The sequence below is a fragment of the Ureibacillus sp. FSL W7-1570 genome (assembly GCF_038593265.1).
Lineage (GTDB): Bacteria > Bacillota > Bacilli > Bacillales_A > Planococcaceae > Ureibacillus > Ureibacillus suwonensis.
Genome location: NZ_CP151979.1, coordinates 2,242,536 through 2,268,245, shown reverse-complemented (window position 1 = coordinate 2,268,245; position 25,710 = coordinate 2,242,536). Strand labels below are relative to the sequence as shown.

Sequence of the window (25,710 nt, the reverse complement as noted above, 5' to 3'; positions counted from 1 at the left end):
GTCACGAGAATCGAACGATTGTAAGGGGACGAAAGTGTACAATTTAGGTAACGAAACAATACAAGGGGCTGATGAAATGGCTGTTTTAGTGGCAAGAAAAATAAGAAAAACCTATGGAAAACGCACGTTAAAACAAGAAGTGTTAAAAGGGATTGACCTGGAAGTGCATGAAGGGGAATTTGTCGGAATCATGGGGCCTTCCGGTTCAGGAAAAACGACTTTATTAAATGTCCTTTGCTCCATTGATTTTCCGACAGAAGGGATTGTGGAAATCAACGGGAAACCGTTACAAAAAATGAAAGAACGGGATTTGGCAAAATTCCGCCGGGAACATTTAGGATTTATCTTCCAGGACTATAACCTGCTGGATACATTAACGGTGAAAGAAAACATCCTGTTGCCATTATCCATTAGCAAGGTGCCAAAGAAAGTGGCGGAACAACGCTTGGCCATGCTGGTTGAATATTTAGGCATTGCGGATATTTTAAATAAATATCCGAATGAAATATCCGGCGGACAAAAGCAAAGAACATCGGCAGCAAGGGCTTTGATTACAGAACCTTCCATCGTTTTTGCCGATGAGCCGACCGGGGCGCTCGATTCGAAATCGGCGACGGCCTTACTGACGAATTTGGAAAGCATCAATAAGGAAAGAGGAGCAACCATCATGATGGTGACCCATGACCCGGTTGCCGCCAGTTTCTGTAGCCGTGTATTGTTCTTAAAAGATGGTCAAATCTATACGGAACTTTATAAAGGGGATAAAACGAGACAGGCGTTTTTCCAGGATATTTTGAATACCCAAAGCGTGCTTGGCGGTGATGGTTATGACGTTAACTAATTTAGTGTTTAAAAGCATGAAGAAGAATATAAAGCATTACTACTTATACTTCTTTGCATTAATTTTTAGTGTGACCCTTTGCTTTTCGTTCATCACCATCCAATATAACCATTCTGTCACCAAGGCATTGGAAGCAAGCGGCACCGCCACGGCAGGTTTTGAATCCATTACGTATGTTTTATATTTTATTCTGATCTTTTTTATCCTTTATGCGAACCAATTATTTATGAAACGCCGCAGTAAAGAAATTGGCTTATATCAATTAATCGGGATGACCAAGGGTTTGATTTTTCGGTTATTATTGATAGAAAATGTCGTGTTGTTCACATTGGCTGTTGGAATCGGGATGGTGCTGGGATTTTTAACTTCGCGTTTTTTTGCCATGATCTTAATGAAGTTAATAAAAAATGATGCGATTGTCAGTTTATCGTTTTCCATGACGGCCTTTTCTAAATCGCTCATTATTTTTGCCCTTCTATTAGTGGTGGTTATGCTTCAAATTTTCATCATGATTCGAAAAGCATCATTATTGTCATTGTTTAATGCGGCCAAAAAAGCCGATGAACGGATTAAAAAGTTCAGCATTTTCCATATGGTCATGGGAATCATCGGAATTGGATTGATTGCTTATGGGTATTACGATTCCACAAGATTGTTCAGCGTGGGGGGCGCCACAACAAACAATCTCTTGATTAATATGCTGCTGATTTTAGGTTCCACAATTATTGGCTCCTATTTATTTTTCCGGTATTCCGTGGCGCTGATCATGAACCTGATCCGTAAAAGCAAACAGGGACATTTAAAAATAACGGACGTTTTAGGTGTCACAACGATTATGCACCGCATGAAGGGAAATGCCAGTTCCCTTACATTAATAACGGTGTTGACGGGGCTAGCCGTCGGGATTATGACGCTGTCTTATATTTCCTATTATTCATCAGAATCCGATGCGAGACAGTTGTCTCCATTTGATTACATTTTATTTGATAATAAAGGAATTGAATTTTTAGATCAGCTCGTAGCGGAAGGAATCGAATATGAAAAAACTACTTTTCAAATTTCTGCGGTAAATGTGAAAATGGCTGATTTATTTAATTTGGATGAAAAGAATGCTGGATATATAAATATCAATCAAGAGGCAGTTTCATCAGTGGTTTCTTTATCGGACTATAAAAAAATAAATCCAAACGCTCAATTGGAAGAAGGGGAAACCATTATTACAAGCTATGCAAATGTATTGTCTGAATTACTGCCGCTTGAAAGTAAAAAGAAAATTCAAGTAAAAACAAGTGAAAAGAATTACTCTTTATTTATCAAAGAAGTAAGGGAAGATGAGTTTTTCTTATCGGTGTTGGCAAGCGCTGGTTCGCCGGTATTGATAGTGACAGATGAATTATTCGATGAAATACAAAAGGTTCAAAAACCGGAAATTACAAGTCAAATCGGTATTAATTTAGTAAATGAAAAAGACCGTGAAAGGGCCGAAACATTATTTAAAAACTTGAGGGAACGAAAAGCCATTGAATATGATTATCAAAAAACTTACAAAGAATATTACGATGAGAATATAGCGCTTAACGGAATGACTATTTTTGTGACAGGATTTTTGGGACTGGCCTTTTTGTTGACAACAGGAAGCATTCTTTACTTTAAACAAATGGGTGAAGCGGAAGATGAAAGAGAGTCCTATACGATTTTGCGGAAAATCGGGTTTTCCAACGGAGAAATCATGCGCGGAATTTATGTCAAACAATTGTTCAATTTCGGCATGCCGCTCTTGATTGGCCTCCTTCACAGTTACTTTGCGGTGAAATCCGGCTGGTGGCTGTTCGGTTCAGAGATGACAACGCCAATGATCATCATCATCCTGTTCTATGTAGCGATGTACACGGTATTTGGCATATTATCCGTTTTGTATTATAAAAAAATCGTAAAAGAAGCATTATAAGAACAGGAAACTATTTAAATAGGAAGAGAATAAGTTTCTGGATTCGATGAGCAAGTGGTTGGCAAAATTCGCTGACCACTTTTTTTGCTTTCATCCGGCATCCCTCCCGGCTTTTTTGCTGGTCAAAAAATTGTTCCTATTTATAATAGGAAACATGTTTAATTTGATGAAAGAGAAGCTAAATATTTAAATGAGATAGCGGAAAATTTTCAGAATTTTATTGGAGTTGATTTATATAAACTCCTCTTATATACTATAAAACAGCTTAGAAAGTACAAAATGAAAGGCCAATAAATTATTATAAATTTACGAAAACACTTGCTATCCGCTATGTTATTGTATATAATGTTGAATGTTGGTCTTTGACTGCGATGAAGCGGGAGGTTGCCGACACACCCGGCCGCTTTGCCATGGCGAGTGTGTGGGAAATTTCCGTGGAGAATGTCTAGTAATTAGGCGAAAAGGAGGGAAAATAATGGCAAAACAAAAAATTCGTATCCGTTTAAAAGCGTATGATCATCGTGTATTAGATCAATCCGCAGAGAAAATTGTTGAAACTGCTAAACGTTCAGGTGCTAGTGTATCGGGTCCGATTCCGCTACCAACTGAAAAAACAGTGTACACAATTCTTCGAGCTGTTCACAAGTACAAAGATTCCCGTGAACAATTCGAAATGCGTACGCACAAACGTTTAATCGACATCATTAACCCAACTCCTCAAACAGTGGATGCGTTAATGAAGCTTGATTTACCATCTGGCGTTGACATTGAAATCAAACTTTAATTGTCATAATAAAAATTTTTAACAATCACAGGAGGTGTGACAAATGACCAAAGGAATCTTAGGTAGAAAAATCGGTATGACGCAAGTTTTTGCTGAGAACGGCGATTTAATACCGGTAACAGTGATCGAAGCTACTCCAAACGTAGTGCTTCAAAAGAAAACTGTTGAAAATGATGGCTACGAAGCAATCCAACTAGGTTTCGAAGACAAGCGCGAAAAGCTTGCAAACAAACCTGAAAAAGGACATGTAGCAAAAGCAAACACTGCTCCTAAGCGCTTCATTCGTGAAATTCGCGGAGTAAACTTAGAAGAGTATGAAGTTGGTCAAGAAGTCAAAGTAGATATTTTCGCTGAAGGCGATTGGGTAGATGTAACAGGTACATCAAAAGGGAAAGGTTTCCAAGGTGTAATCAAACGCCACGGACAATCTCGTGGACCTATGTCCCACGGTTCTCGTTATCACCGTCGTCCTGGTTCAATGGGTCCGATTGCTCCTAACAGAGTATTCAAATCCAAAAACTTACCTGGACAAACTGGCGGTAATCGAGTAACAATCCAAAACTTGCAAATCGTAAAAGTAATTCCAGAACGCAACTTGCTATTAATCAAAGGGAATGTTCCTGGTTCTCGCAAATCTTTAGTAACAGTAAAATCTGCTGTGAAAAAATCTAAATAATTCACTGGAGAAAGGAGGAAACAGGAATGACAAAGGTAACTGTACTTAGTCAAACAGGTGCTTCAGTTGGAGAAATCGAATTAAAAGATGAAATTTTCGGCATCGAACCAAACGAAGCAGTTTTATTCGACGCAGTAATCGCTCAACGCGCTTCTCTACGTCAAGGTACACATAAAGTGAAAAACCGCTCTGAAGTTTCTGGTGGTGGTAGAAAACCATGGCGCCAAAAAGGAACTGGCCGTGCTCGTCAAGGTTCAATCCGTGCTCCTCAATGGCGTGGTGGTGGTACAGTATTCGGTCCACAACCAAGAAGCTACAGCTATAAATTACCGAAAAAAGTTCGTCGCTTAGCGCTTAAATCCGCTTTATCCGCTAAAGTGAACGAGCAAAACTTCCTAGTTTTAGATGCGTTAAAATTAGACGCGCCAAAAACAAAAGACTTCAAAGAAATCTTAAATAACTTGAAAATTGATTCAAAAGCTTTATTCGTTACAGCTGATTTAGATGAAAACGTGGCATTATCCGCACGTAACATCCCAGGCGTAACTGTGATCACAGCTAACGGAATCAACGTACTTGACTTATTAGGTCATGACAAAGTTGTATTCACGAAGGCTGCAGTAGAAAAGGTTGAGGAGGTGCTTGGATAATGGATGCACGTGATGTCATTAAACGTCCTGTCATTACTGAGCGTTCTTCTGAACTAATGGCTGAGAAAAAATACACTTTCGAAGTAGATCTTCGTGCGAATAAAACGCAAGTGAAAGATGCGGTTGAAGAAATCTTCGGTGTAAAAGTGGCGAAAGTCAACATCATGAACTACCAAGGTAAAGTAAAACGTGTTGGTAAATTCCAAGGATTAACAAACAGACGTCGTAAAGCTATCGTAACATTGACACCTGATAGCAAAGAAATTGAAATTTTTGATTTCTAATCGGGAAACGTAAGGATTTTGAAATGTAAAGAAGGAGGGAAACAAAATGGCGATCAAAAAGTATAAACCAACCTCAAATGGCCGTCGTAACATGACGTCGTTTGACTTTGCGGAAATCACAACAGATAAGCCGGAAAAATCATTGTTAGCGCCATTAAAACGCAAAGCTGGTCGCAACAACCAGGGTAAAATTACTGTTCGTCATCACGGTGGTGGACATAAACGCCAATATCGTATTATCGACTTCAAACGTGATAAAGATGGCATTCCAGGACGCGTTGCTACAATCGAATACGATCCAAACCGTTCAGCAAATATCGCATTAATCAACTATGCTGATGGTGAAAAACGTTACATCATTGCTCCAAAAGGATTACAAGTAGGTCAAGAAATTATTTCTGGTCCAGATGCTGATATTAAAGTGGGTAACGCTTTACCATTAGCAAACATTCCAATGGGTACTACAATCCATAACATCGAATTGAAACCAGGAAAAGGTGGACAATTAGTTCGTTCTGCCGGTGCATCCGCACAAGTATTAGGACGCGAAGGCAAATACGTAATTGTACGTCTTCAATCTGGTGAAGTTCGTTTGATCTTGGCTGCTTGCCGTGCGACAATCGGTCAAGTTGGTAACGAATCCCATGAGTTAGTAAACATCGGTAAAGCAGGTCGTTCACGTTGGTTAGGTAAACGCCCTACAGTTCGCGGTTCTGTAATGAACCCTAATGATCACCCACACGGTGGTGGTGAAGGTAAAGCGCCAATCGGTCGTAAGTCACCTATGACACCATGGGGTAAACCGGCTCTTGGTTATAAAACACGTAAAAAACGCAATAAATCTGATAAGTTAATTATTCGTGGACGTAAAAAATAATGTGATAAAGCTACGGTTCGATCGCAGAGCCGTGGTGAAATCACGGAGGGAGGTTACTAAATGGGTCGCAGCTTGAAAAAAGGACCATTTTGTGATGAACATTTAATGAAAAAAGTAGAAGCACAACAAGGTCAAGAAAAGAAACAAGTAATCAAAACTTGGTCTCGCCGTTCTACAATCTTCCCTAACTTCGTTGGACTTACAATTGCTGTTTATGACGGACGCAAACATGTTCCAGTATACATTACGGAAGATATGGTAGGTCACAAATTAGGCGAGTTCGTACCAACTCGGACTTATAAAGGCCACGGTAATGATGATAAGAAAACAAGACGCTAATTTTGAGAGGAGGTAGATCCTGATGACAACAAAAGCTAAAGCTGTTGCTCGCACAGTCCGAATTGCACCTCGCAAAGTGCGTTTAGTGGTTGATTTAATCAGAGGTAAGCAAGTAGGAGAAGCAGTTGCGATTTTACGTCATACTCCAAAAGCGGCGTCTCCAGTCGTTGAGAAAGTATTGAAATCCGCAGTTGCAAACGCTGAGCACAATTACGATTTAGATCCAAATAACTTATATATTTCTGAAATTTACGTTGATGAAGGACCAACATTAAAACGCTATCGTCCACGTGCGCAAGGACGTGCAAGCGCAATTAACAAACGCACAAGCCACATCACTGTAGTGGTATCTGAGAAGAAGGAGGGTTAATTTTGGGTCAAAAAGTACATCCAAACGGATTGCGTATCGGCATCATTCGTGACTGGGAATCCAGATGGTACGCTGAAAAAGACTTTGCCGATTTGCTTCATGAAGATCTCAAAATCCGTAAATATATCGAAACGACATTAAAAGATGCAGCTGTTTCCAAAGTGGAAATTGAACGCGCTGCAAATCGTGTGAACATTACAATCCACACTGCGAAACCAGGAATGGTTATCGGTAAAGGTGGTACTGAAGTAGAAAACCTACGCAAATACTTAAGCGATCTTACGGGCAAACGTGTACACATCAATATCGTTGAAATCAAAAAACCGGATCTTGATGCAAAATTGGTTGCTGAAAATATCGCACGTCAACTTGAAAACCGTGTTTCATTCCGTCGTGCCCAAAAACAAGCAATTCAACGTACAATGCGCGCTGGTGCAAAAGGGATTAAAACTCAAGTGTCTGGTCGTCTAGGCGGTGCAGATATCGCTCGTGCAGAACATTATAGTGAAGGAACTGTACCACTTCATACGCTTCGTGCTGATATCGATTACGCTCATGCAGAAGCGGATACAACATACGGAAAATTAGGCGTAAAAGTATGGATTTATCGTGGTGAGGTCCTTCCTACGAAGAAAAACTCTGCGGAAGGAGGAAAATAATTATGTTAATGCCAAAACGCGTGAAATATCGTCGCGAACATCGCGGTAAAATGCGTGGTCAAGCAAAAGGCGGCCGCGAAGTACAATTTGGTGAATGGGGCCTTCAAGCTACAACAGCTAGCTGGGTGACAAACCGTCAAATCGAAGCAGCCCGTATTGCGATGACTCGTTACATGAAACGTGGCGGTAAAGTTTGGATTAAAATCTTCCCACATAAACCTTATACGAAAAAACCTCTTGAGGTACGGATGGGTTCCGGTAAAGGTTCTCCAGAAGGTTGGGTAGCTGTAGTAAAACCAGGAAAAGTTATGTTTGAAGTTGCCGGTGTATCTGAAGAAGTTGCACGCGAAGCTCTTCGATTAGCATCACATAAACTTCCTGTAAAATGTAAAATTGTGAAACGTCAAGAAACTGGTGGTGATTCTAATGAAAGCTAATGAAATCCGTGAACTTGCCACTTCTGAAATCGAAATGAAAATCAAATCACTTAAAGAAGAGCTTTTCAACCTTCGCTTCCAATTAGCGACTGGTCAATTAGAAAATACAGCTCGCATTCGTGAAGTTCGTAAAGCGATTGCGCGCATGAAAACTGTGATTCGTGAAAGAGAAATCAGTGGAGATAACTGATAAAGGAGGTCCGGTATATGTCTGAGCGTAAACAGCGCAAAGTTTACACTGGCCGTGTAGTTTCAGATAAAATGGACAAAACAATTGTCGTTTTAGTTGAAACTTACAAAAAACACAAATTATACGGCAAACGTGTAAAATACTCTAAAAAATTCAAAGCTCATGATGAGCATAACGAAGCTAAAGTTGGCGATATCGTGCGCATTATGGAAACACGCCCACTATCAGCTACAAAACATTTCCGTCTTGTTGAAGTTGTAGAAAAAGCGGTTGTTATTTAATAGAAATTCGGAAATAACGGAAATTCCGAAGGGAGGTAACCTAAATGATCCAACAAGAATCTCGTTTAAAAGTTGCTGACAACTCTGGTGCACGTGAAGTGTTAACAATTAAAGTGCTTGGTGGTTCTGGACGCAAAACTGCTAATATCGGTGATATTATCGTTTGCACAGTTAAGAAAGCAACACCAGGAGGCGTTGTTAAGAAAGGCGATGTTGTAAAAGCCGTAGTAGTACGCACAAAATCTGGTGTACGTCGCAAAGATGGTACTTATATCAAATTTGACGAAAACGCATGTGTGATCATCAGAGACGATAAATCACCACGTGGTACTCGTATTTTCGGACCGGTTGCACGTGAGTTGCGTGATAAAAACTTTATGAAAATCATTTCCCTAGCTCCAGAAGTTCTTTAATCATTTGATAGTACCAATTAAGGAGGTGCGACACATAATGCATGTTAAAAAGGGCGACAAAGTAAAAGTTATTACTGGTAAAGATAAAGGCAAAGAAGGTATTGTACTTGCCGCATTCCCTAAAAAAGATCGGGTAATCGTTGAAGGCGTTAATATTGTGAAAAAACATATGAAGCCTAACCAATTAAACCCGCAAGGTGGTATTGTAAGCCAAGAAGCACCAATCCACGTTTCGAACGTTATGCTAATCGATCCAAAAACTGGCGAGCCGACTCGTGTAGGTTATAAAATCGAAAATGGCAAAAAAGTTCGTGTTGCAAAAAAATCAGGTGCAGTTATCGACTAATAAGAAATTTTGAAAGGAGGTACAAACATGAGCCGCCTAAAAGAAAAATATAAAAACGAAGTAGTTCCTGCTTTAATGAATAAGTTTGGGTATAAATCTGTAATGCAAGTTCCTAAAGTTGAAAAAATCGTAGTAAACATGGGTGTTGGTGACGCTGTACAAAACTCCAAAGCGTTAGATGCAGCTGTTGAAGAACTAGCGATCATCACTGGTCAAAAACCTGTTGTAACTAGAGCGAAAAAATCAATCGCCGGATTCCGTCTACGTGAAGGTATGCCAATTGGCGCGAAAGTTACTTTACGTGGTGACCGTATGTATGAATTTCTTGATAAATTAATTTCTATCGCACTTCCACGTGTACGTGACTTCCGCGGTGTTTCTAAAAAAGCGTTCGATGGTCGCGGTAACTACACTTTAGGAGTTAAAGAACAATTGATTTTCCCAGAAATCGATTACGATAAAATTTCAAAAGTACGCGGTATGGATATCGTGATCGTAACGACAGCGAATTCTGATGAAGAAGCTCGCGAGTTATTGACACAATTCGGTATGCCGTTCCAAAAATAATAAAAGGAGGGCGAAATCGTGGCAAAAAAATCAATGATTGCTAAACAAAAACGCAAACCTAAGTTCCAAGTGCAAGCTTACACACGTTGTGAACGCTGTGGTCGTCCACACTCCGTATATCGCAAATTTAAACTTTGCCGTATTTGTTTCCGTGAACTTGCATATAAAGGACAAATTCCTGGTGTGAAAAAAGCTAGCTGGTAATGCCCAAAAAATGGGAAGGAGGTAAAAGGAATATGACAATGACAGATCCAATTGCAGATATGCTAACTCGCATCCGTAATGCGAACATGGTTCGTCACGAGAAGCTTGAAGTACCGGCTTCCAAAATCAAGAAAGAAATCGCTGAAATTCTTAAGCGAGAAGGCTTCATTCGTGATGTAGAATATATCGATGACAACAAGCAAGGTATCATCCGTATTTTCTTGAAATACGGAAAAAACAATGAACGTGTAATCACTGGATTAAAACGTATTTCCAAACCAGGTTTACGCGTATATGCAAAAACTGACGAAATTCCAAAAGTATTAAACGGATTGGGAATCGCTATACTTTCAACTTCTCAAGGTGTGTTGACTGACAAAGAAGCACGCGCTAAAAAAGTTGGCGGAGAAGTATTAGCTTACGTTTGGTAATAAGTAATATGCGAATGGAGGTGCAATGAAATGTCTCGTGTAGGAAAAAAACCGATTGAGGTTCCTTCTGGCGTTACAGTGACAGTTAGTGATGACAATACTGTAACAGTAAAAGGACCGAAAGGCGAATTAACTCGTCAATTCAACCAAGAAATGAAAATTGAACAAGAAGGAAATATCATTACAGTTGTTCGCCCTTCTGATTCAAAAGAACACCGTACAGTTCACGGTACAACTCGCGCGTTACTCGCTAACATGGTAAAAGGTGTATCTGAAGGATTCTCCCGTTCTTTAGAATTGATCGGGGTTGGGTACCGTGCTCAATTACAAGGTAAAAAGCTTGTACTAAACGTTGGTTACTCACATCCTGTAGAATTCACACCTGAAGCTGGTATCGAAATCGAAGTTCCTTCAAATACAAAAATCGTTGTAAAAGGAATCGATAAAGAACGTGTAGGTGCATTTGCAGCCGATATCCGCGCTGTACGTCCACCTGAACCATACAAAGGTAAAGGTATTCGCTACGAAGGTGAATATGTACGTCGTAAAGAAGGTAAAACAGGTAAGTAATTAGATTGAGCGTTAGAAAGGAGTGACCGCTATGATTACGAAACTAGACAAAAACAAAGTTCGTAAAAAACGTCATGCACGCGTGCGTACTAAAGTACACGGTACACCTGAACGTCCACGTTTGAACGTATATCGTTCTAATAAACATATTTACGCACAAATCATTGACGATGTTGCAGGACATACACTTGTAAGTGCATCAACATTGGAAAAAGGTTTCGAAGGTCCTGGCAGCAATAAAGAAGCTGCAGCTAAAGTTGGCGAATTGATCGCTAAACGTGCATTAGAAAAAAATATTACTTCCGTTGTATTTGACCGTGGTGGTTATTTATATCATGGACGTGTGAAAGCATTAGCAGAAGCTGCACGCGAAAACGGTTTACAATTCTAATAAGAAGGAGGGACATACTTCATGAGTCGTATTGACGCAAGCAAATTGGAACTTGAAGAACGCGTTGTTGCGGTAAACCGCGTTGCGAAAGTTGTAAAAGGTGGACGTCGCTTCCGCTTCTCAGCGCTAGTAGTAGTAGGTGACAAAAACGGTCACGTAGGATTCGGTACTGGTAAAGCTCAAGAAGTACCAGATGCGATCCGCAAAGCTGTAGAAGACGCGAAGAAAAACTTGATCGAAGTACCACGTGTGGGTGGAACAATTCCACATGAGGTGATTGGTCACTTCGGTGCAGGAAAAATTTTAATGAAACCTGCTACAGAAGGTACTGGAGTTATCGCTGGTGGTCCAGTTCGTGCAGTACTTGATTTAGCTGGAATTTCTGATATCTTATCAAAATCTTTAGGATCCAACACACCTATCAATATGGTACGTGCTACTGTTGATGGATTAAAACAATTAAAACGTGCTGAAGAAGTTGCAAAGCTTCGAGGTAAGACAGTAGAAGAGCTACTAGGATAAGGGGGGATAATCATGGCAAACAAATTAGAAATCACCCTTACAAGATCTGTAATCGGCGCGAGCGAAAAACAGCGCAAAGTAGTTGAAGCTTTAGGTTTAAAAAAGGTGAATTCTACTGTAGAACATGCAGATAATCCTGCTATTCGTGGTATGATCAATAAAGTATCACATTTAGTTACTGTTAAAGAAATTTAATGGCTGAATTAAATATATAAGGAGGTGCCACCTAAGATGAAACTTCATGAGCTAAAACCAGCGGAAGGTTCACGTAAAAAACGTAACCGCGTTGGTCGTGGTATCGGTTCAGGTAATGGTAAGACTGCAGGACGCGGTCACAAAGGTCAAAACGCTCGTTCTGGAGGCGGAGTTCGTCCAGGATTTGAAGGTGGTCAAAACCCACTGTTCCGTCGTTTACCAAAACGTGGCTTTACTAATGTAAACCGTAAAGAATACGCAATCGTGAACCTTGACGCGTTAAATCGTTTCGAAGACGGTGCGGAGATCACTCCTGCATTGTTAATCGAAACAGGTGTTGTGAGCAAAGAAAAAGCTGGTATTAAGATCCTTGGAAACGGAACTCTTAACAAAAAGCTTACTGTAAAAGCTCACAAGTTCTCTGCTTCAGCAAAAGAAGCGATCGAGAACGCTGGCGGAACAGCTGAGGTGATTTAATGTTTCGTACTTTCGCAAACTTTATGCGCGTCCGCGATATTCGCAATAAAATTATCTTCACTTTACTAATGCTGATCGTTTTTCGTATAGGAACTTTTATCCCTGTACCGAACGTGGATTCAGATGTGTTAAAAGTAACGGATGATCTTAACTTGGTTGGTTTTCTGAACGTGTTTGGCGGCGGTGCTTTATCGAATTTCTCCATCTTTGCGTTGGGGATTATGCCTTACATCACTGCTTCCATCATCGTTCAATTGTTACAAATGGATGTCGTGCCTAAGTTTGCAGAATGGGGACGCCAAGGTGAAGTAGGCCGGCGTAAATTGGCTCAATTTACTCGCTACTTTACCGTAGTATTGGCTTTCATCCAAGCCCTCGCCATGTCATTTGGTTTTAACCAATTATATGGTGGATCGTTAATTACGAATACAAGCTTCCTTTCCTATTTAACGATTGCAATCGTGCTTACTGCCGGTACAGCATTTTTGCTTTGGCTCGGTGAGCAGATTACCGCTCATGGCGTTGGAAACGGAATTTCAATCATCATCTTTGCAGGTATCGTTGCCGCGATACCTACTACAATTAACCAAATTTATGCCCAACAAATTGAAGGTGCAGGGGATCAACTATTCATCCGTATAATCGTTTTAGTGCTACTTGCATTAATTATGTTGGCTATCGTTGTTGGAGTCATTTACTTCCAACAAGCATTGCGTAAAATTCCAATCCAATATGCAAAACGGGTATCAGGCCGAGTACCGCATGTTGGAGCACAACAAACGCACTTGCCATTGAAAGTGAATGCTGCAGGGGTTATTCCGGTAATCTTCGCGGTGGCATTCATCATTACACCTCAGACGTTAGCGGCGTTTTTCGGTCAAAACAAAGTGACAACGTTCATTATCAACACGTTTGACTATACAAAACCTGTTGGGATGATCATCTATATCGCATTGATTGTTGCGTTCACATATTTCTACGCATTTGTTCAAGTGAATCCTGAACGCATTGCGGATAACTTGAAGAAACAAGGTGCGTATATCCCTGGAATCCGTCCAGGAAATGATACACAAAATTACTTAACGAAAGTGCTATACCGTCTAACATTTGTCGGTGCACTATTTTTATCCGTTGTTGCGATATTGCCTATTTTGTTTATTAACTTTATGAATTTACCAGCTTCCGCCAAAATTGGTGGAACAAGCGTCATCATCATCGTTGGTGTCGCGCTGGAAACAATGAAACAATTAGAAGCACAATTAGTAAAACGTCATTATAAAGGTTTCATGAAATAAAGGTTGGTTAGGAAACATTTTTTTGTTTCCTAAGCCAGCACCTTGGGGAGGGAAATGTCCGTATGAATATTGTTTTAATGGGCTTGCCAGGTGCCGGTAAAGGTACACAAGCAGAAAAAATTGTAAACAAATACGAAATCCCTCATATTTCTACAGGTGATATGTTCCGCGCTGCCATCAGTCAACGCACTGAACTTGGTCTTAAAGCGAAATCCTATATGGATCAAGGTGCGCTGGTTCCTGATGAAGTAACTATCGGTATCGTTCGTGAAAGACTGGCTCAAGAGGATTGTGAAAAAGGATTCTTGCTTGATGGATTTCCACGTACGGTTGCACAAGCAGAAGCTTTAGACAACATCTTAGAGGAACTTGGCAAAAAAATTGATCACGTGATCAATATTCAAGTGGAAAAAGATGAGCTGGTAAAACGTTTGAGCGGTCGTCGCATTTGCAAAACATGTGGAGCTACTTATCACGTGGTTTTCAACCCTCCTAAAGTAGAAGGAAAATGTGATAAGGACGGCGGAGAATTATATGTTCGTGCAGACGACAATCCTGAGACAGTTGCTAATCGCCTGGAAGTAAATATGAAACAAGCACAACCTTTACTTGATTTCTATGAATCAAAAGGATTGTTAACTAATATTAACGGACAGCAAGATATCGAAAAAGTGTTTGCTGATCTCGACGCTCTACTCTTACAGGGCAGCCGCAGCTGATACCCGTCATTCTTTCGAAAGTCATAATACTTTTCGCGAGGGGTATTCGGAGGCAATATAACGAAAAAAAGTTGCAAAAGCATATAGTGCCCGGTATACACTGCTTGCGAAAGTGCTTATACTTACAAAAGAGTTCTTTTGTGAAGAGTGTTATGGGTTTCGTGGAAGCATCTAGTGAACGGGTATGAATTACTTGTGTTTCCGGACATCCTTAACAAAGGAGTACAGCTCTATACCGGATTGTTCATTCCCTGGATTGTGTGAAGCGAAACCAGCGAGCGTCTTTCGAACATCTCTCATACAATCCAATGTTTGTTAATGGAGTTGCTTCTAACCTGCAAAATTGTTGCGAGTGTTCTCAGACGGGAACCGTTTAGCACATAAAGAAGGGAGACAGGTTGATGGCGAAAGACGATGTAATTGAAGTTGAAGGAACAGTTGTTGAGACTTTGCCAAACGCGATGTTTAAGGTACAATTAGAGAATGGGCACACAGTGCTTGCACACGTTTCTGGAAAGATCCGTATGCATTTCATCCGAATTCTGCCTGGAGATAAAGTGACAATCGAATTATCTCCGTACGATTTGACTCGCGGTCGTATCACATACCGCTTTAAATAATCTTTGCACTCCGAAGACTTAAGGAGGTTGAGTTGAATGAAAGTGAGACCATCAGTAAAACCGATTTGCGAAAAATGTAAAGTTATTCGCCGACGCGGTAAAGTAATGGTAATCTGTGAAAATCCAAAACATAAACAAAAACAAGGATAATTTTTAAGGAGGTGCGAAAAATATGGCACGTATTGCTGGTGTTGATATTCCTCGCGATAAACGCGTAGTGATTTCATTAACTTATATTTATGGTGTTGGTAAAGCAACTGCTAAAAAAGTATTAGCTGCTGCTGGTGTTTCTGAAGATACTCGTGTACGTGATCTTACTGAAGACGAATTGGACAGAATTCGTACAGAATTAGATAAATATAAAATTGAAGGTGACTTACGCCGAGAAGTATCACTTAACATTAAACGCTTAATGGAAATCGGCTGCTACCGTGGTATCCGTCACCGTCGTGGTCTACCAGTCCGCGGACAAAATACGAAAAACAATGCACGTACTCGTAAAGGTCCTCGTAAAACTGTAGCAAACAAGAAAAAATAATAAGTAAAGGGGGTTTACCGAAATGGCTCGTAAACAACAATCACGTAAACGTCGCGTGAAAAAAAATATCGAATCAGGTATTGCGCACATCCGTTCAACATTTAACAATACAATCGTAACGATCACTGATATGCAAGGGAATGCAGTTTCCTGGTCAAGCGCAGGTGCTCTTGGATTCAAAGGTTCTCGTAAATCCACTCCATACGCTGCTCAAATGGCTGCCGAAGCTGCTGCAAAAGCGTCCCTTGAACATGGTTTAAAAACGTTAGAAGTAACTGTTAAAGGTCCAGGTGCAGGTCGTGAAGCAGCTATCCGTGCACTTCAAGCTGCAGGACTTGAAGTAACAGCAATTAAAGATGTTACACCAGTTCCACATAACGGTTGCCGTCCGCCAAAACGTCGTCGTGTGTAATGGGTGCAACTCTTTGGAGTACATCATTCTTGTGCAAGAAGAATTGTACAAATTTATAAAGTCAAGTTTTTTTGACTATTATGATGGTATGACCTATACAGTCGATGTTTTGAAGGAGGGTAAATTGAATGATCGAAATTGAAAAACCAAGGATTGAAACTGTTGAGATCAGCGAAGATTCCACATATGGTAAGTTTGTAGTAGAACCGCTCGAACGTGGATATGGAACTACTTTGGGAAATTCATTACGGCGTATCCTTCTATCCTCATTACCTGGTGCAGCGATTACATCTGTACAAATTGATGGGGTATTACATGAATTTTCAACAATTGAAGGGGTAGTAGAGGATGTTGCTTCCATCATTTTAAATCTTAAAAAACTTGCTCTGAAAATCTACTCTGATGAAGAAAAAGTTCTTGAGATTGATGTAAAAGGTGAAGCAACAGTAACAGCTGCTGATATCACTCATGATAGTGACGTTGAAATTTTAAATCCAGATTTGTATATTGCAACAATCGCAAGCAACGGTCATTTGCGTATGCGCATGTATGCAAGAAGAGGCCGTGGTTATACTCCTGCTGATCAAAACAAACGTGAGGATCTTCCTATCGGTGTGATCCCGATCGACTCTATTTACACTCCAGTTTCACGCGTTAATTATCAAGTGGAAAATACTCGTGTAGGACAAAACTCTGACTACGATAGATTATCCCTTGATGTGTGGACTGATGGAAGCATCGGTCCGAAAGAGGCGATTTCACTCGGAGCGAAAATTTTAACGGAACATTTAAATATTTTTGTTGGTCTAACTGATGAAGCACAAGCAGCGGAAATCATGGTAGAAAAAGAAGAGGACCAAAAAGAAAAAGTATTGGAAATGACAATCGAGGAATTGGATCTTTCTGTTCGTTCCTATAACTGTTTAAAACGTGCAGGTATCAATACAGTATTAGAACTTACGAATAAATCAGAAGACGATATGATGAAAGTTCGCAACCTTGGTCGTAAGTCTTTGGAAGAAGTAAAAGCAAAACTTGCAGAACTTGGCTTGTCTTTACGCAAAGAAGACTAAGCAATCGTTATTTATTATGTTCGAATAAAGGAGGGAACATTCATGGGTTACAGAAAACTTGGCCGTACTAGCTCTCAACGTAAAGCGTTATTACGTGACTTAGCAACTGATTTGATTATTAATGAACGCATTGAGACAACTGAAGCTCGTGCAAAGGAATTACGTTCAGTTGTAGAAAAAATGATTACTTTAGGTAAACGCGGGGATTTACATGCTCGCCGTCAAGCTGCAGCATTCATTCGCCGTGAAGTAGTGACAACAACTGATGAAGAAGGCAATGAAAAAACAAAATTTGCTCTTCAAAAATTATTCGATGATGTTGCGCCACGTTACGCTGATCGCCAAGGTGGTTATACACGAATTCTAAAAGTGGGTCCTCGTCGTGGAGATGGAGCACCTGTTGTAATCATCGAACTAGTTTAATTCTCAAGGGGGTATCCGGATAAACCGGCTAGGCTTGCCCCCTTTTTTACAAATGAATGATTTATACGACAATAAAGGCATCTGAGCGTTATGATGATCGAATGCTTCCATTCGTATCGTCTAGCTCTCCGCACCTCATTCATCCGGTTACGGCACGAAAAGGGAACGTTAATCGTTAACTGAAGGTTATTAGCGCATTTCTCCTGAATGAGGTGCGCGCTTTTTTATTCACATCAATTTCTCTATCAATATGTAAAAATAAAATACGTTTAAGGATCTGGCAGAATTAAACGTGTTTTATTTTTATATATAGAAGTTTTCCAAGCAAACAGAGAAGGAGAGCCCTGTAGAGAGGAGCATAGAAATGACCGAAATTTTATCGTTTCAAAATGTATCTTTTTCATATACACCAGAAAAACCGGATGCCCGCAAAGCTGTCGACAACGTCTCATTTACGGTTCGTGAAGGCGAATGGATCGCCATTGTCGGTCATAATGGATCAGGCAAATCTACAATGGTGAAAATGGTTTGCGGCCTTCTCTTCCCTCAACAAGGAGAAATCCGCGTCATGCAAAATGTATTGAGCGAAGAAAACTTGTGGGATATCCGTTCGAAAATCGGGATGGTTTTTCAAAATCCGGATAACCAATTTGTGGGGGCAACCGTGCAAGATGACGTGGCTTTTGCTTTAGAAAATAACGGGATCCCTTATGAAGAAATGGTGGAGCGGGTTTCAGCATCTTTGAAAAGAGTGAAGATGTATGAATTCCTGAACCATGAGCCCCATCATTTATCCGGTGGGCAAAAACAGCGTGTGGCCATTGCCGGAGCTCTTGCAATGCACCCTAAACTGTTAATTTTGGATGAGGCCACTTCCATGCTGGATCCCCAAGGTCGCGCGGAGGTGCTGCAGACGGTTCTCGAATTAAGAAAAGAAATCGGGTTGACCGTATTATCGATCACCCATGACGTCGAGGAGGCGCTTCTTGCGGACCGCATCATTTTTATGAACCAAGGAAAAAAATACGCGGAAGGAACACCGGAAGAGATATTTGCATTAGGGGACAAGCTGATTGAATTTGGATTGGAATTGCCTTTTGCCATGAGAATGACAAAGCTGCTTCAAGCAAAGGGTGTGCCGCTTATAGGAAAAAATCTGACAGAAGAAGAGTTGGTGAATGATTTATGGACATCAAACTTCAACAAGTAAGCTTTGCATATTCAGTAGGTACACCATTTGAGAAGTACGCTTTATTTGATGTGGATTTAACGATTCCATCCAAAACATACCATGCCATTATCGGACATACCGGTTCCGGTAAATCGACGATTCTGCAACATTTCAACGGGCTCTTGAAGCCGACGAAAGGAACCGTACAGATCGGGGACCGTAAAATTGAGGCGGGAAAAAAGGCGAAAGATTTAAAACCTGTTCGCCAAAAAGTGGGCATTGTTTTTCAATTTCCGGAGCATCAGTTATTTGAAGAAACGGTGTTAAAAGATATCATGTTTGGTCCGATGAATTTCGGCGTTTCTGAAGAAGAAGCGGAAAAGAGGGCGCGTGAAGGCATCAAACAAGTAGGATTGCCTGAGGAAGTGCTCGAGAAGTCGCCTTTCGATTTATCCGGTGGGCAAATGAGACGTGTGGCCATTGCTGGTGTACTGGCGATGAATCCCGAAGTCATCGTTTTGGATGAACCGACTGCAGGGCTCGATCCAAGAGGACAAAAAGAAATCATGGATTTGTTTTATCGCTTGCACAAAGAAAGAGAATTGACGACGATTCTTGTTACCCACAGCATGGAAGATGCGGCCAAATATGCAGATCAAATTTCCATCATGCATGAAGGCCGCTGTGTGCGGACCGGAACTCCCCGGGAAATCTTTTCTGACAGCGAAACCCTTAAGAAATACCGGTTGGAAGTGCCGCGCATCGTCAATTTTCAGCAAAAGATAGAAAAGTTGATCGGAACGCCGCTCTCAAAAATATGTTTAACAGAGGAAGAATTGGCGGAAGAAATTGCCCGGGTGATAAAGGAGCGTGATCGTTGATGATGGAGAAAATGATTTTTGGGCGCTTTATTCCAGGCGATTCTTTTGTCCATCAATTGGATCCACGTTCCAAATTGATTTTTACTTTTATTTTTGTCATCATCGTGTTTTTGGCAAACAATACAATCACTTACTGCTTATTATTGGCATTTACTTTGCTGGCCATTCTTATTTCCAAAATTCGTCTCTATTTTTTAGTGAATGGGTTAAAACCTGTGATCATTTTGATCATTTTCACGTTTCTGATTCACATTCTCTTTACGAGAGAAGGCAGTGTCTTATTTGATCTTGGTTTTCTTAAAGTATATGAAGGCGGTTTGAGACAAGGAATTTTCATTTCCATCCGCTTCACCGTGCTTGTATTCATGACAACGATATTGACATTGACAACTTCGCCGATTTCCATAACGGATGGACTTGAGGTGCTGTTAAATCCTTTAAAGAAACTTAAATTGCCCATCCATGAATTGGCCTTGATGATGTCCATTGCGTTGCGCTTCATTCCGACTTTGATGGATGAAACGGACAAAATCATGAAAGCGCAAATGGCGAGAGGATCCGATTTGGGTTCAGGCCCAATCAAAGATCGGGTCAAAGCGGTTGTCCCGCTGCTGGTTCCACTATTCGTCAGCGCATTTAAACGGGCGGAAGATTTGGCGACTGCGATGGAGGTGCGGGGATACCGCGGAGGAGAAGGCCGCACACGTTATCGGAAATTAAAATGGGATGCGAAAGATACAATCTGCATTTTTGCACTAGTATTCATAACGGCCCTTTTAATCTTTTTCCGCAGTTAGAAAAGGGTGATCGAATTGCGACGAATGAAAGCGGTCATTGCTTATGACGGAACAAATTTTTCCGGCTATCAGGCACAACCGGGAAAACGGACCGTGCAATCGGAAATTGAAAACGTATTGACGGAAATGCATAAAGGTGAAAAGGTGCGCATTTATGCCAGCGGGCGTACAGATGCGCGGGTGCATGCCACTGGACAAGTGATTCATTTTGATACTAGGCTTTTCATCCCAAGCGAAAATTATAAAATTGCATTGAACGCGCAGCTTCCTGGTGACGTGCGCATATTGGAAATGGAAGAGGTATCGCCGGATTTCCATGCCCGTTTCAGCGCGAAGGGAAAACGGTATCGATATAAGTGGAATTGCGAGGAAGTGCAAAGTCCATTTAAAAGGCACTATACCGTTGAAACAAAAGGGAGAAAACCGGACGTCGGCAAAATGAAGGAGGGCGCGGGGTATCTCATCGGCACCCATGACTTCACAAGTTTTTGTGCCGCCAGCACCCCCGTGGAGGATAAAGTGCGTACCATCCATTCCCTTGATTTTGAATGGCACAACCAGGAGCTTCATATGGTCATTGAAGGAAGCGGCTTTTTATATAATATGGTCCGCATTATCGCAGGCACTTTGTGGGAAGTGGGGATCGGAAAAAGGGAGCCGGAATCCGTAAAGGAAGCCCTTGAAGCCAAAAACCGTGAAATGGCCGGCACAACCGCTCCACCCCACGGATTGTATTTGGAAAAAGTGTTTTATGAATAAGAAAACAACTTACCCTTGTGTATGACATTTTTCTTGACTAATGTTTTAATCTATAATATTATAACATATGGTATTTTCATTCCACTTATAAGCCCCGAAACTTATTAGTGTGAAAAATGGAAAATTAACGGTTCATGAAATCGATTAGGAGGATATATACATGCGTACAACATTTATGGCGAAAGGTCATGAAGTAGAGCGTAAATGGTTAGTGGTTGACGCAGAAGGCAAAACGTTAGGGCGTTTAGCTTCTGAAGTTGCGGCTATTTTACGCGGTAAACATAAACCAATCTATACACCACACGTTGACACTGGTGATCATGTCATCGTAATCAACGCTGAAAAAATTCAATTAACAGGTAAAAAATTAACTGACAAAATCTACTACCGTCACTCACTTCATCCTGGCGGTTTAAAGAAACGTACAGCAGGCGAAATGCTTGAAAAAGATCCAACAAGAATGATCGAACTTGCAGTAAAAGGTATGCTTCCTAAAAACTCTTTAGGACGCAAAATGTTCAAAAAGCTTCATGTTTATGCAGGTCCAGAACATCCACATGCTGCACAAAAACCAGAAAGCTATGAGCTTCGCGGATAATTAATTAGAGGAGGATATTCACTTGGCACAAGTTCAATATACTGGCACAGGTCGTCGTAAAAGCGCAGTAGCTCGTGTACGTTTAGTACCTGGCGAAGGCAAAATCATCATTAACAAACGTGATGTAGAAGAATATATTCCATTTGAAACATTACGTGAAGTGATTAAACAACCATTAAAATTAACTCAAACTTTAGGTAGCTACGATGTATTAGTAAACGTTCAAGGTGGCGGTTTTACTGGTCAAGCTGGCGCTATCCGTCATGGTATCGCTCGTGCGTTACTTCAAGTTGACCCAGATTTCCGTCCAACTTTAAAACAAGCTGGTTTACTAACACGTGACCCACGTATGAAAGAACGTAAAAAATACGGTCTTAAAGGCGCTCGTCGCGCACCACAATTCTCAAAACGTTAATTTATCAACGTTTACAGCCCATTCTGGATTTTTTAGAATGGGCTGTATATTTAATAAAAAGGGCTCTATAATATTTGGTGTTGGTGGATACAACCAGCACCAATTTTTTTACACAAAAAAATGAAACATGTGACAAACTCTGGTAAAATGTAATCGCCAAACCACATTTCCCAAAGGAGTTGTGTCGTAAGCCCGAATTCAAACGACGCATATCAATCGATCGTACCTCCCTGTAAGATAGAGTTATCGATTACAGAGGAGGTGTTTTTGTTTGGCAGTTGAAAAACTAAATATCGTCCCTGTCAATTTGGAATCCGATTCTGATTCAACTCCACCCTCAACGAGTCGTGGTCCTCTCAAACCTGTATGCGTTATTCAAGCAACAAATTTTAAAATCTCCTTTTACCCCGGTGTAAAACCTCACATCATTCAAACGGTCATCAAGGAGTTGAATAGCAGTGATTCATGATTTTACTAAGTGAAAAAATATCTATATCATTTGTGGTCGTACGGATATGAGAAAAGGAATTGATGGTCTTGCCACCTTAATTCAGGATTCTTTCGAACTGGATCCATATAGCAACGCCATTTTCTTATTTTGTGGACGGAAGAAAGACCGCTATAAATGTTTGTATTTTGATGGAGATGGCTTCGCCATGTTATACAAACGAATCGATAACGGCAAACTCCAATGGCCCAGAAATGAAAATGAGGTTCGAAATTTGACTCAACAGGAGCTTCGATGGTTGCTCGAAGGGCTCTCGATTCAACAACCTAAAGCCATCCAAAAATCGAAAAAAGGTGCCTTCTAAATACCGATTCATGATATAATCAACTCTATATAGAATCAGTACGGAAAAGTGGTGGATGTTGTGAACAATGATTCAAACGAAAAGTTAATTCAGTTATTAGAAGAGCAACTAGCTCATGCCAATCAAAAAAATGATGAACTGTTGAAACAAATTGAATTATTGTCACAACAAGTTCGTTATTTAACTAAACGGCTTTATGGCTCAAAATCTGAAAAATCAAAGTATCAAGCTCCAGACGATAGGGTTCACCATTAAGCAAAAGGATATGTGCTTTATGAGTTAAGCGATCTAGTAATGCAGTCGTAATTTTTTCATTACCAAACAGATTTGTCCATTCAGAGAATTCTAGATTAGTTGTAATCATTACACTGCCACGTTCATAACGATTGGAAAAGAACTGAAACAGTAATTCGACTCCAATCTTAGAAAACGGAACATACCCTAATTCATCCACGATGATTACATCATATTTGAGCCACTTGTTTTCAAATGCACCTAGCTTATGTTCGTCGTTGGAGATGAGTAATTGTTCCACTAATTCGTAGGCAGTTGTAAATTTTACTTTGTAGCCGTTCAGAATCATTTCCATCCCAAGAGCGATTGCGAGGTGAGTTTTACCAGTACCACTATTGCCTAAGAAAATAATATTCTCTTTCCTTTCCACAAACTCACCTTTTGCAAGTTTCATCAATCGATTTTTGTTTAAACTGGGCATTAAGCTAAAATCATAGGTTTCTAATGTTTTATTAATGGGAGAAACAAGCCTACAGGCTTCAAATCGTTGTTCTGGGAGAGGATGAAGGTATTCTTTTTCTTTTTCCCACATTTCAACAACTAATTCGTTGGAATGAGGAACTTTTCTTTCCTTAGCATCTTCCAAACACCAATGGAATAAGTATTCATTTAATTCTTCAATCGATTGAACTTCAGGTTCAGGCACCAAAGCATTTCTTCGTACATAACCAACGGAACCTTCAACTCGTCCTTTTTCATTACCTGAGCTAGGATTACAGAATTCTGCTTTAAAGAGATAATGGGTTTGTAAAGCCAGAAATGATTCCTGCTCTAAGTGATTTCTTCCTTGAAGAATTTTCTGCACAGATGTTTTTAAATTATCAAAGAGTCCTTCTGTAGGGATACCTCCAAAAAATTCAAACGCATGAACAAAGCCATCTAAGAAAGCCTCTTGTTTTTCGTGGAGATACGCTCTGACAAAACGTACACGACTTGCCGAAAGTTGAGCGTAAAAGAGGAAAACGCGTCGTTTTTTACCCTGAAGAATAATATCCGCCTCTCCCCAGTCGAATGGGAATTGGTGGCCGAGTTGGAATTCAAGTGGAATGAAGACTTCTTGTAGTACTTTCTTGCGTTCTCTCACAATTTTTCTAATGTTGGATTCAGACTCCTTAAAACCATATTCACGAACGAGCCTTCGATGAATATTCGCAGCTGTATGTCTCTGTTTTCCCCATCGTTTGAAATCTTCTTCAAGCCATTGATCGATAATAGGCAATATTCGTTTCGTTTCACTTGAGAATTCCTTCTTTCCATAGGACTTTTCACGTTGAATAATGGTTGGTGGCTGATTCGATTTCAAATATTTACTTACAGTATTTCTTGAGATGCCAAGTTTATTAGCTATTTTTCGTTGAGATAAACCTTCTACCTCATATAGATATTTGATAATATGAAATTGAGCCATCTTAATCATCCTTTTTTATCTCTCCTTCGATTGAGTATTCGGAATTACTCAATCTTAAGAGGGAAGATAAAAATTGGAAATAGGGTGGCTCATTTTATATGTAATCGAAAGCCTTAAAAATGGCTCAAAATTAAATTATCAAATACATTCGGTATCAGCAAATGTTTTATGTGACGAAAGCGAAGCGACAGTCACAATGTGTGACGTCCTACTAATTCCAAGAAGTACCTATTATCATCACATAAAGAAACGTGAAGATGATGAAAGACAGGCTGAAGAAGCTTATTTACAAGATTTTTAAGCAAAGTCGCAATAACTATGGTACTCGTAAAATCAAAAAAGAATTAGAAAAGAAAGAAAAGATTGTTTCAAGTCGCCGAATTGGTCGAATCATGAAGCAGTTAAATTTGGTGTCAAACTATACGGTTGCCTATTACAAACCACCGAAAAAACAAAGTAATGAAGCCAAAATCACCAATATTTTAAACCGAGCATTTCAACAAGAAAAGAAACTCTCTGTACTGGTCAGTGATTTAACATACGTACGTGTCGGAAAAAGGTGGAACTATGTATGTTTATTTGTCGACCTGTTCAATAGGGAAATTGTAGGTACAAGTGTAGGACTAAACAAAGATACCAACTTAGTCTATAAGGCGTTAAGTAGCATTCAAGGGAATTTAATGAATGTCCAATTATTCCATACAGATCGTGGTTCAGAATTTAACAATCAATTAATCGTTGAAGCAATTGAAACATTTTGTATCCAGCGATCTTTAAGTACCAAAGGATGTCCATATGACAATGCCGTAGCAGAAGCAACATTTAAAAGTTTCAAAATTGAATTTGTGTATCAGAAAACCTTCCAAACACTTGAACAACTCACCATCGAAATGTGGGATCATGTTAACTAGTGCAATCACATACAAATTCATGAAACATTAGGTTATTTAACACCAGTAGAGTATAAGCAAAAATATGGGCAAAGCAAGGGATAAGAAAACATCTAATTGAAGAAAGGCTTTACATGGAGAGGTGGGCATGAC

Annotated in this window: 41 protein-coding genes; 40 read left to right on the top strand and 1 reads right to left on the bottom strand. The window is 40.2% G+C overall.

Annotated features, from left to right (window positions below):
• Positions 1-76: 76 nt before the first annotated feature.
• The 39 genes from NST13_RS11430 (at position 77) to tnpB (ending at position 22,965) form a co-directional block, all read left to right on the top strand.
• Positions 77-841 carry an ABC transporter ATP-binding protein gene (locus NST13_RS11430; RefSeq protein ID WP_342471213.1) on the top strand — a complete coding sequence of 255 codons (765 nt, stop codon included), beginning with the start codon at positions 77-79 and terminating at the stop codon, positions 839-841.
• Complete coding sequence (locus tag NST13_RS11425; protein WP_342580635.1) at positions 828-2,789, top strand: FtsX-like permease family protein; 1,962 nt, start codon at positions 828-830, stop codon at positions 2,787-2,789. The genes NST13_RS11430 and NST13_RS11425 overlap by 14 nt, the downstream gene beginning before the upstream one ends.
• Positions 2,790-3,264: 475 nt before the next feature.
• On the top strand, positions 3,265-3,573 hold the full coding sequence (gene rpsJ / locus NST13_RS11420) for a 30S ribosomal protein S10 (protein ID WP_016839367.1): 309 nt from the start codon (positions 3,265-3,267) through the stop codon (positions 3,571-3,573).
• Positions 3,574-3,616: 43 nt separating this feature from the next.
• Positions 3,617-4,249 (top strand): 50S ribosomal protein L3, encoded by a 633-nt coding sequence (gene rplC, locus NST13_RS11415; RefSeq protein WP_342470861.1) that lies wholly within the window; start codon positions 3,617-3,619, stop codon positions 4,247-4,249.
• A 26-nt stretch (positions 4,250-4,275) separates the two neighbouring features.
• Complete coding sequence (rplD, locus tag NST13_RS11410; RefSeq protein ID WP_342470862.1) at positions 4,276-4,899, top strand: 50S ribosomal protein L4; 624 nt, start codon at positions 4,276-4,278, stop codon at positions 4,897-4,899.
• Positions 4,899-5,183: a 50S ribosomal protein L23 gene (gene rplW / locus NST13_RS11405; protein ID WP_342470863.1), complete on the top strand. Its 285-nt coding sequence runs from the start codon at positions 4,899-4,901 to the stop codon at positions 5,181-5,183. The genes rplD and rplW overlap by 1 nt, the downstream gene beginning before the upstream one ends.
• Before the next feature lie 46 nt (positions 5,184-5,229).
• Positions 5,230-6,060 (top strand): 50S ribosomal protein L2, encoded by an 831-nt coding sequence (gene rplB, locus NST13_RS11400; RefSeq protein ID WP_342470864.1) that lies wholly within the window; start codon positions 5,230-5,232, stop codon positions 6,058-6,060.
• Between the two features lie 60 nt (positions 6,061-6,120).
• Positions 6,121-6,399, top strand: coding sequence for a 30S ribosomal protein S19 (gene rpsS / locus NST13_RS11395; protein WP_141601979.1), 279 nt, complete (start codon positions 6,121-6,123; stop codon positions 6,397-6,399).
• Positions 6,400-6,421: 22 nt separating this feature from the next.
• On the top strand, positions 6,422-6,769 hold the full coding sequence (rplV, locus tag NST13_RS11390; protein WP_141601978.1) for a 50S ribosomal protein L22: 348 nt from the start codon (positions 6,422-6,424) through the stop codon (positions 6,767-6,769).
• Positions 6,770-6,771: 2 nt separating this feature from the next.
• The gene (gene rpsC, locus NST13_RS11385) at positions 6,772-7,428 is read left to right on the top strand and encodes a 30S ribosomal protein S3 (protein ID WP_342470865.1); all 657 of its coding nucleotides are present in this window, start codon (positions 6,772-6,774) and stop codon (positions 7,426-7,428) included.
• Between the two features lie 2 nt (positions 7,429-7,430).
• Positions 7,431-7,865 (top strand): 50S ribosomal protein L16, encoded by a 435-nt coding sequence (gene rplP, locus NST13_RS11380; protein WP_208651269.1) that lies wholly within the window; start codon positions 7,431-7,433, stop codon positions 7,863-7,865.
• Positions 7,855-8,055, top strand: coding sequence for a 50S ribosomal protein L29 (rpmC, locus tag NST13_RS11375; RefSeq protein WP_342470866.1), 201 nt, complete (start codon positions 7,855-7,857; stop codon positions 8,053-8,055). The genes rplP and rpmC overlap by 11 nt, the downstream gene beginning before the upstream one ends.
• 17 nt (positions 8,056-8,072) lie before the next feature.
• A complete protein-coding gene (gene rpsQ / locus NST13_RS11370) occupies positions 8,073-8,336 on the top strand; it encodes a 30S ribosomal protein S17 (RefSeq protein WP_342470867.1) in 264 nt (87 codons plus the stop codon).
• Between the two features lie 44 nt (positions 8,337-8,380).
• On the top strand, positions 8,381-8,749 hold the full coding sequence (gene rplN, locus NST13_RS11365) for a 50S ribosomal protein L14 (RefSeq protein WP_342470868.1): 369 nt from the start codon (positions 8,381-8,383) through the stop codon (positions 8,747-8,749).
• A 37-nt stretch (positions 8,750-8,786) separates the two neighbouring features.
• Positions 8,787-9,095, top strand: a complete 309-nt coding sequence (gene rplX, locus NST13_RS11360; protein ID WP_342470869.1) for a 50S ribosomal protein L24 — start codon at positions 8,787-8,789, stop codon at positions 9,093-9,095.
• A 27-nt stretch (positions 9,096-9,122) separates the two neighbouring features.
• On the top strand, positions 9,123-9,662 hold the full coding sequence (rplE, locus tag NST13_RS11355) for a 50S ribosomal protein L5 (protein WP_342470870.1): 540 nt from the start codon (positions 9,123-9,125) through the stop codon (positions 9,660-9,662).
• Positions 9,663-9,680: 18 nt separating this feature from the next.
• The gene (locus NST13_RS11350; protein WP_342580634.1) at positions 9,681-9,866 is read left to right on the top strand and encodes a type Z 30S ribosomal protein S14; all 186 of its coding nucleotides are present in this window, start codon (positions 9,681-9,683) and stop codon (positions 9,864-9,866) included.
• A 32-nt stretch (positions 9,867-9,898) separates the two neighbouring features.
• On the top strand, positions 9,899-10,297 hold the full coding sequence (gene rpsH / locus NST13_RS11345) for a 30S ribosomal protein S8 (RefSeq protein ID WP_342470872.1): 399 nt from the start codon (positions 9,899-9,901) through the stop codon (positions 10,295-10,297).
• Between the two features lie 30 nt (positions 10,298-10,327).
• Positions 10,328-10,867, top strand: coding sequence for a 50S ribosomal protein L6 (gene rplF / locus NST13_RS11340; RefSeq protein ID WP_342470873.1), 540 nt, complete (start codon positions 10,328-10,330; stop codon positions 10,865-10,867).
• 31 nt (positions 10,868-10,898) lie between these two features.
• Positions 10,899-11,258 (top strand): 50S ribosomal protein L18, encoded by a 360-nt coding sequence (rplR, locus tag NST13_RS11335; protein ID WP_342470874.1) that lies wholly within the window; start codon positions 10,899-10,901, stop codon positions 11,256-11,258.
• A gap of 21 nt (positions 11,259-11,279) precedes the next feature.
• Positions 11,280-11,780: a 30S ribosomal protein S5 gene (gene rpsE, locus NST13_RS11330; RefSeq protein WP_342580633.1), complete on the top strand. Its 501-nt coding sequence runs from the start codon at positions 11,280-11,282 to the stop codon at positions 11,778-11,780.
• A gap of 12 nt (positions 11,781-11,792) precedes the next feature.
• Positions 11,793-11,975, top strand: coding sequence for a 50S ribosomal protein L30 (rpmD, locus tag NST13_RS11325; protein WP_342470876.1), 183 nt, complete (start codon positions 11,793-11,795; stop codon positions 11,973-11,975).
• 36 nt (positions 11,976-12,011) lie between these two features.
• Positions 12,012-12,452 (top strand): 50S ribosomal protein L15, encoded by a 441-nt coding sequence (rplO, locus tag NST13_RS11320; protein ID WP_342470877.1) that lies wholly within the window; start codon positions 12,012-12,014, stop codon positions 12,450-12,452.
• A complete protein-coding gene (gene secY / locus NST13_RS11315; protein ID WP_342470878.1) occupies positions 12,452-13,747 on the top strand; it encodes a preprotein translocase subunit SecY in 1,296 nt (431 codons plus the stop codon). The genes rplO and secY overlap by 1 nt, the downstream gene beginning before the upstream one ends.
• Before the next feature lie 62 nt (positions 13,748-13,809).
• Positions 13,810-14,466 carry an adenylate kinase gene (locus tag NST13_RS11310; RefSeq protein ID WP_342580632.1) on the top strand — a complete coding sequence of 219 codons (657 nt, stop codon included), beginning with the start codon at positions 13,810-13,812 and terminating at the stop codon, positions 14,464-14,466.
• Between the two features lie 401 nt (positions 14,467-14,867).
• Complete coding sequence (gene infA / locus NST13_RS11305; protein WP_208651283.1) at positions 14,868-15,086, top strand: translation initiation factor IF-1; 219 nt, start codon at positions 14,868-14,870, stop codon at positions 15,084-15,086.
• 36 nt (positions 15,087-15,122) lie between these two features.
• The gene (rpmJ, locus tag NST13_RS11300) at positions 15,123-15,236 is read left to right on the top strand and encodes a 50S ribosomal protein L36 (RefSeq protein ID WP_000868344.1); all 114 of its coding nucleotides are present in this window, start codon (positions 15,123-15,125) and stop codon (positions 15,234-15,236) included.
• 22 nt (positions 15,237-15,258) lie between these two features.
• The gene (rpsM, locus tag NST13_RS11295) at positions 15,259-15,624 is read left to right on the top strand and encodes a 30S ribosomal protein S13 (RefSeq protein WP_208651284.1); all 366 of its coding nucleotides are present in this window, start codon (positions 15,259-15,261) and stop codon (positions 15,622-15,624) included.
• Positions 15,625-15,646: 22 nt separating this feature from the next.
• A complete protein-coding gene (rpsK, locus tag NST13_RS11290; RefSeq protein WP_016839392.1) occupies positions 15,647-16,036 on the top strand; it encodes a 30S ribosomal protein S11 in 390 nt (129 codons plus the stop codon).
• Positions 16,037-16,164: 128 nt separating this feature from the next.
• Complete coding sequence (locus tag NST13_RS11285; protein WP_342470880.1) at positions 16,165-17,109, top strand: DNA-directed RNA polymerase subunit alpha; 945 nt, start codon at positions 16,165-16,167, stop codon at positions 17,107-17,109.
• Positions 17,110-17,151: 42 nt separating this feature from the next.
• Positions 17,152-17,532, top strand: coding sequence for a 50S ribosomal protein L17 (gene rplQ / locus NST13_RS11280; RefSeq protein ID WP_016839395.1), 381 nt, complete (start codon positions 17,152-17,154; stop codon positions 17,530-17,532).
• Positions 17,533-17,896: 364 nt separating this feature from the next.
• Positions 17,897-18,742 carry an energy-coupling factor ABC transporter ATP-binding protein gene (locus tag NST13_RS11275; protein WP_342470881.1) on the top strand — a complete coding sequence of 282 codons (846 nt, stop codon included), beginning with the start codon at positions 17,897-17,899 and terminating at the stop codon, positions 18,740-18,742.
• Positions 18,718-19,584 carry an energy-coupling factor ABC transporter ATP-binding protein gene (locus tag NST13_RS11270; protein ID WP_342470882.1) on the top strand — a complete coding sequence of 289 codons (867 nt, stop codon included), beginning with the start codon at positions 18,718-18,720 and terminating at the stop codon, positions 19,582-19,584. Before NST13_RS11275 ends, NST13_RS11270 begins: the two co-directional genes overlap by 25 nt.
• Positions 19,584-20,381, top strand: coding sequence for an energy-coupling factor transporter transmembrane protein EcfT (locus tag NST13_RS11265; protein WP_342471214.1), 798 nt, complete (start codon positions 19,584-19,586; stop codon positions 20,379-20,381). The genes NST13_RS11270 and NST13_RS11265 overlap by 1 nt, the downstream gene beginning before the upstream one ends.
• A 15-nt stretch (positions 20,382-20,396) precedes the next feature.
• Positions 20,397-21,140, top strand: coding sequence for a tRNA pseudouridine(38-40) synthase TruA (truA, locus tag NST13_RS11260; RefSeq protein ID WP_342470883.1), 744 nt, complete (start codon positions 20,397-20,399; stop codon positions 21,138-21,140).
• A gap of 160 nt (positions 21,141-21,300) precedes the next feature.
• Complete coding sequence (gene rplM, locus NST13_RS11255) at positions 21,301-21,738, top strand: 50S ribosomal protein L13 (RefSeq protein ID WP_342470884.1); 438 nt, start codon at positions 21,301-21,303, stop codon at positions 21,736-21,738.
• 22 nt (positions 21,739-21,760) lie between these two features.
• Entirely contained in the window at positions 21,761-22,153 is a 393-nt protein-coding gene (gene rpsI, locus NST13_RS11250) for a 30S ribosomal protein S9 (protein ID WP_342470885.1), read from the top strand.
• A 271-nt stretch (positions 22,154-22,424) separates the two neighbouring features.
• Positions 22,425-22,622 (top strand): hypothetical protein, encoded by a 198-nt coding sequence (locus NST13_RS11245; protein WP_016839676.1) that lies wholly within the window; start codon positions 22,425-22,427, stop codon positions 22,620-22,622.
• A gap of 19 nt (positions 22,623-22,641) precedes the next feature.
• Positions 22,642-22,965, top strand: coding sequence for an IS66 family insertion sequence element accessory protein TnpB (gene tnpB, locus NST13_RS11240; protein WP_342581848.1), 324 nt, complete (start codon positions 22,642-22,644; stop codon positions 22,963-22,965).
• Between the two features lie 184 nt (positions 22,966-23,149).
• On the opposite strand, the gene istA is transcribed toward tnpB, so the two are convergent.
• Positions 23,150-24,667 carry an IS21 family transposase gene (istA, locus tag NST13_RS11235; protein ID WP_342580631.1) on the bottom strand — a complete coding sequence of 506 codons (1,518 nt, stop codon included), beginning with the start codon at positions 24,665-24,667 and terminating at the stop codon, positions 23,150-23,152.
• 257 nt (positions 24,668-24,924) lie between these two features.
• Here istA and NST13_RS11230 point away from each other — a divergent pair, with 257 nt between their 5' ends.
• Entirely contained in the window at positions 24,925-25,578 is a 654-nt protein-coding gene (locus NST13_RS11230; protein ID WP_342580630.1) for an IS3 family transposase, read from the top strand.
• Positions 25,579-25,710 lie beyond the last annotated feature (132 nt).

Excerpts from the sequence above, each read along its gene's own strand:
- NST13_RS11430 (WP_342471213.1), top strand. The coding sequence starts at position 77 with ATGGCTGTTTTAGTGGCAAGAAAAATAAGAAAAACCTATGGAAAACGC.
- NST13_RS11425 (WP_342580635.1), top strand. The coding sequence starts at position 828 with ATGACGTTAACTAATTTAGTGTTTAAAAGCATGAAGAAGAATATAAAG.
- rpsJ (WP_016839367.1), top strand. The coding sequence starts at position 3,265 with ATGGCAAAACAAAAAATTCGTATCCGTTTAAAAGCGTATGATCATCGT.
- rplC (WP_342470861.1), top strand. The coding sequence starts at position 3,617 with ATGACCAAAGGAATCTTAGGTAGAAAAATCGGTATGACGCAAGTTTTT.
- rplD (WP_342470862.1), top strand. The coding sequence starts at position 4,276 with ATGACAAAGGTAACTGTACTTAGTCAAACAGGTGCTTCAGTTGGAGAA.
- rplW (WP_342470863.1), top strand. The coding sequence starts at position 4,899 with ATGGATGCACGTGATGTCATTAAACGTCCTGTCATTACTGAGCGTTCT.
- rplB (WP_342470864.1), top strand. The coding sequence starts at position 5,230 with ATGGCGATCAAAAAGTATAAACCAACCTCAAATGGCCGTCGTAACATG.
- rpsS (WP_141601979.1), top strand. The coding sequence starts at position 6,121 with ATGGGTCGCAGCTTGAAAAAAGGACCATTTTGTGATGAACATTTAATG.
- rplV (WP_141601978.1), top strand. The coding sequence starts at position 6,422 with ATGACAACAAAAGCTAAAGCTGTTGCTCGCACAGTCCGAATTGCACCT.
- rplP (WP_208651269.1), top strand. The coding sequence starts at position 7,431 with ATGTTAATGCCAAAACGCGTGAAATATCGTCGCGAACATCGCGGTAAA.
- rpmC (WP_342470866.1), top strand. The coding sequence starts at position 7,855 with ATGAAAGCTAATGAAATCCGTGAACTTGCCACTTCTGAAATCGAAATG.
- rpsQ (WP_342470867.1), top strand. The coding sequence starts at position 8,073 with ATGTCTGAGCGTAAACAGCGCAAAGTTTACACTGGCCGTGTAGTTTCA.
- rplN (WP_342470868.1), top strand. The coding sequence starts at position 8,381 with ATGATCCAACAAGAATCTCGTTTAAAAGTTGCTGACAACTCTGGTGCA.
- rplX (WP_342470869.1), top strand. The coding sequence starts at position 8,787 with ATGCATGTTAAAAAGGGCGACAAAGTAAAAGTTATTACTGGTAAAGAT.
- rplE (WP_342470870.1), top strand. The coding sequence starts at position 9,123 with ATGAGCCGCCTAAAAGAAAAATATAAAAACGAAGTAGTTCCTGCTTTA.
- rpsH (WP_342470872.1), top strand. The coding sequence starts at position 9,899 with ATGACAATGACAGATCCAATTGCAGATATGCTAACTCGCATCCGTAAT.
- rplF (WP_342470873.1), top strand. The coding sequence starts at position 10,328 with ATGTCTCGTGTAGGAAAAAAACCGATTGAGGTTCCTTCTGGCGTTACA.
- rplR (WP_342470874.1), top strand. The coding sequence starts at position 10,899 with ATGATTACGAAACTAGACAAAAACAAAGTTCGTAAAAAACGTCATGCA.
- rpsE (WP_342580633.1), top strand. The coding sequence starts at position 11,280 with ATGAGTCGTATTGACGCAAGCAAATTGGAACTTGAAGAACGCGTTGTT.
- rpmD (WP_342470876.1), top strand. The coding sequence starts at position 11,793 with ATGGCAAACAAATTAGAAATCACCCTTACAAGATCTGTAATCGGCGCG.
- rplO (WP_342470877.1), top strand. The coding sequence starts at position 12,012 with ATGAAACTTCATGAGCTAAAACCAGCGGAAGGTTCACGTAAAAAACGT.
- secY (WP_342470878.1), top strand. The coding sequence starts at position 12,452 with ATGTTTCGTACTTTCGCAAACTTTATGCGCGTCCGCGATATTCGCAAT.
- NST13_RS11310 (WP_342580632.1), top strand. The coding sequence starts at position 13,810 with ATGAATATTGTTTTAATGGGCTTGCCAGGTGCCGGTAAAGGTACACAA.
- infA (WP_208651283.1), top strand. The coding sequence starts at position 14,868 with ATGGCGAAAGACGATGTAATTGAAGTTGAAGGAACAGTTGTTGAGACT.
- rpmJ (WP_000868344.1), top strand. The coding sequence starts at position 15,123 with ATGAAAGTGAGACCATCAGTAAAACCGATTTGCGAAAAATGTAAAGTT.
- rpsM (WP_208651284.1), top strand. The coding sequence starts at position 15,259 with ATGGCACGTATTGCTGGTGTTGATATTCCTCGCGATAAACGCGTAGTG.
- rpsK (WP_016839392.1), top strand. The coding sequence starts at position 15,647 with ATGGCTCGTAAACAACAATCACGTAAACGTCGCGTGAAAAAAAATATC.
- NST13_RS11285 (WP_342470880.1), top strand. The coding sequence starts at position 16,165 with ATGATCGAAATTGAAAAACCAAGGATTGAAACTGTTGAGATCAGCGAA.
- rplQ (WP_016839395.1), top strand. The coding sequence starts at position 17,152 with ATGGGTTACAGAAAACTTGGCCGTACTAGCTCTCAACGTAAAGCGTTA.
- NST13_RS11275 (WP_342470881.1), top strand. The coding sequence starts at position 17,897 with ATGACCGAAATTTTATCGTTTCAAAATGTATCTTTTTCATATACACCA.
- NST13_RS11270 (WP_342470882.1), top strand. The coding sequence starts at position 18,718 with ATGGACATCAAACTTCAACAAGTAAGCTTTGCATATTCAGTAGGTACA.
- NST13_RS11265 (WP_342471214.1), top strand. The coding sequence starts at position 19,584 with ATGATGGAGAAAATGATTTTTGGGCGCTTTATTCCAGGCGATTCTTTT.
- rplM (WP_342470884.1), top strand. The coding sequence starts at position 21,301 with ATGCGTACAACATTTATGGCGAAAGGTCATGAAGTAGAGCGTAAATGG.
- istA (WP_342580631.1), bottom strand. The coding sequence starts at position 24,667 with ATGGCTCAATTTCATATTATCAAATATCTATATGAGGTAGAAGGTTTA.
- NST13_RS11230 (WP_342580630.1), top strand. The coding sequence starts at position 24,925 with ATGATGAAAGACAGGCTGAAGAAGCTTATTTACAAGATTTTTAAGCAA.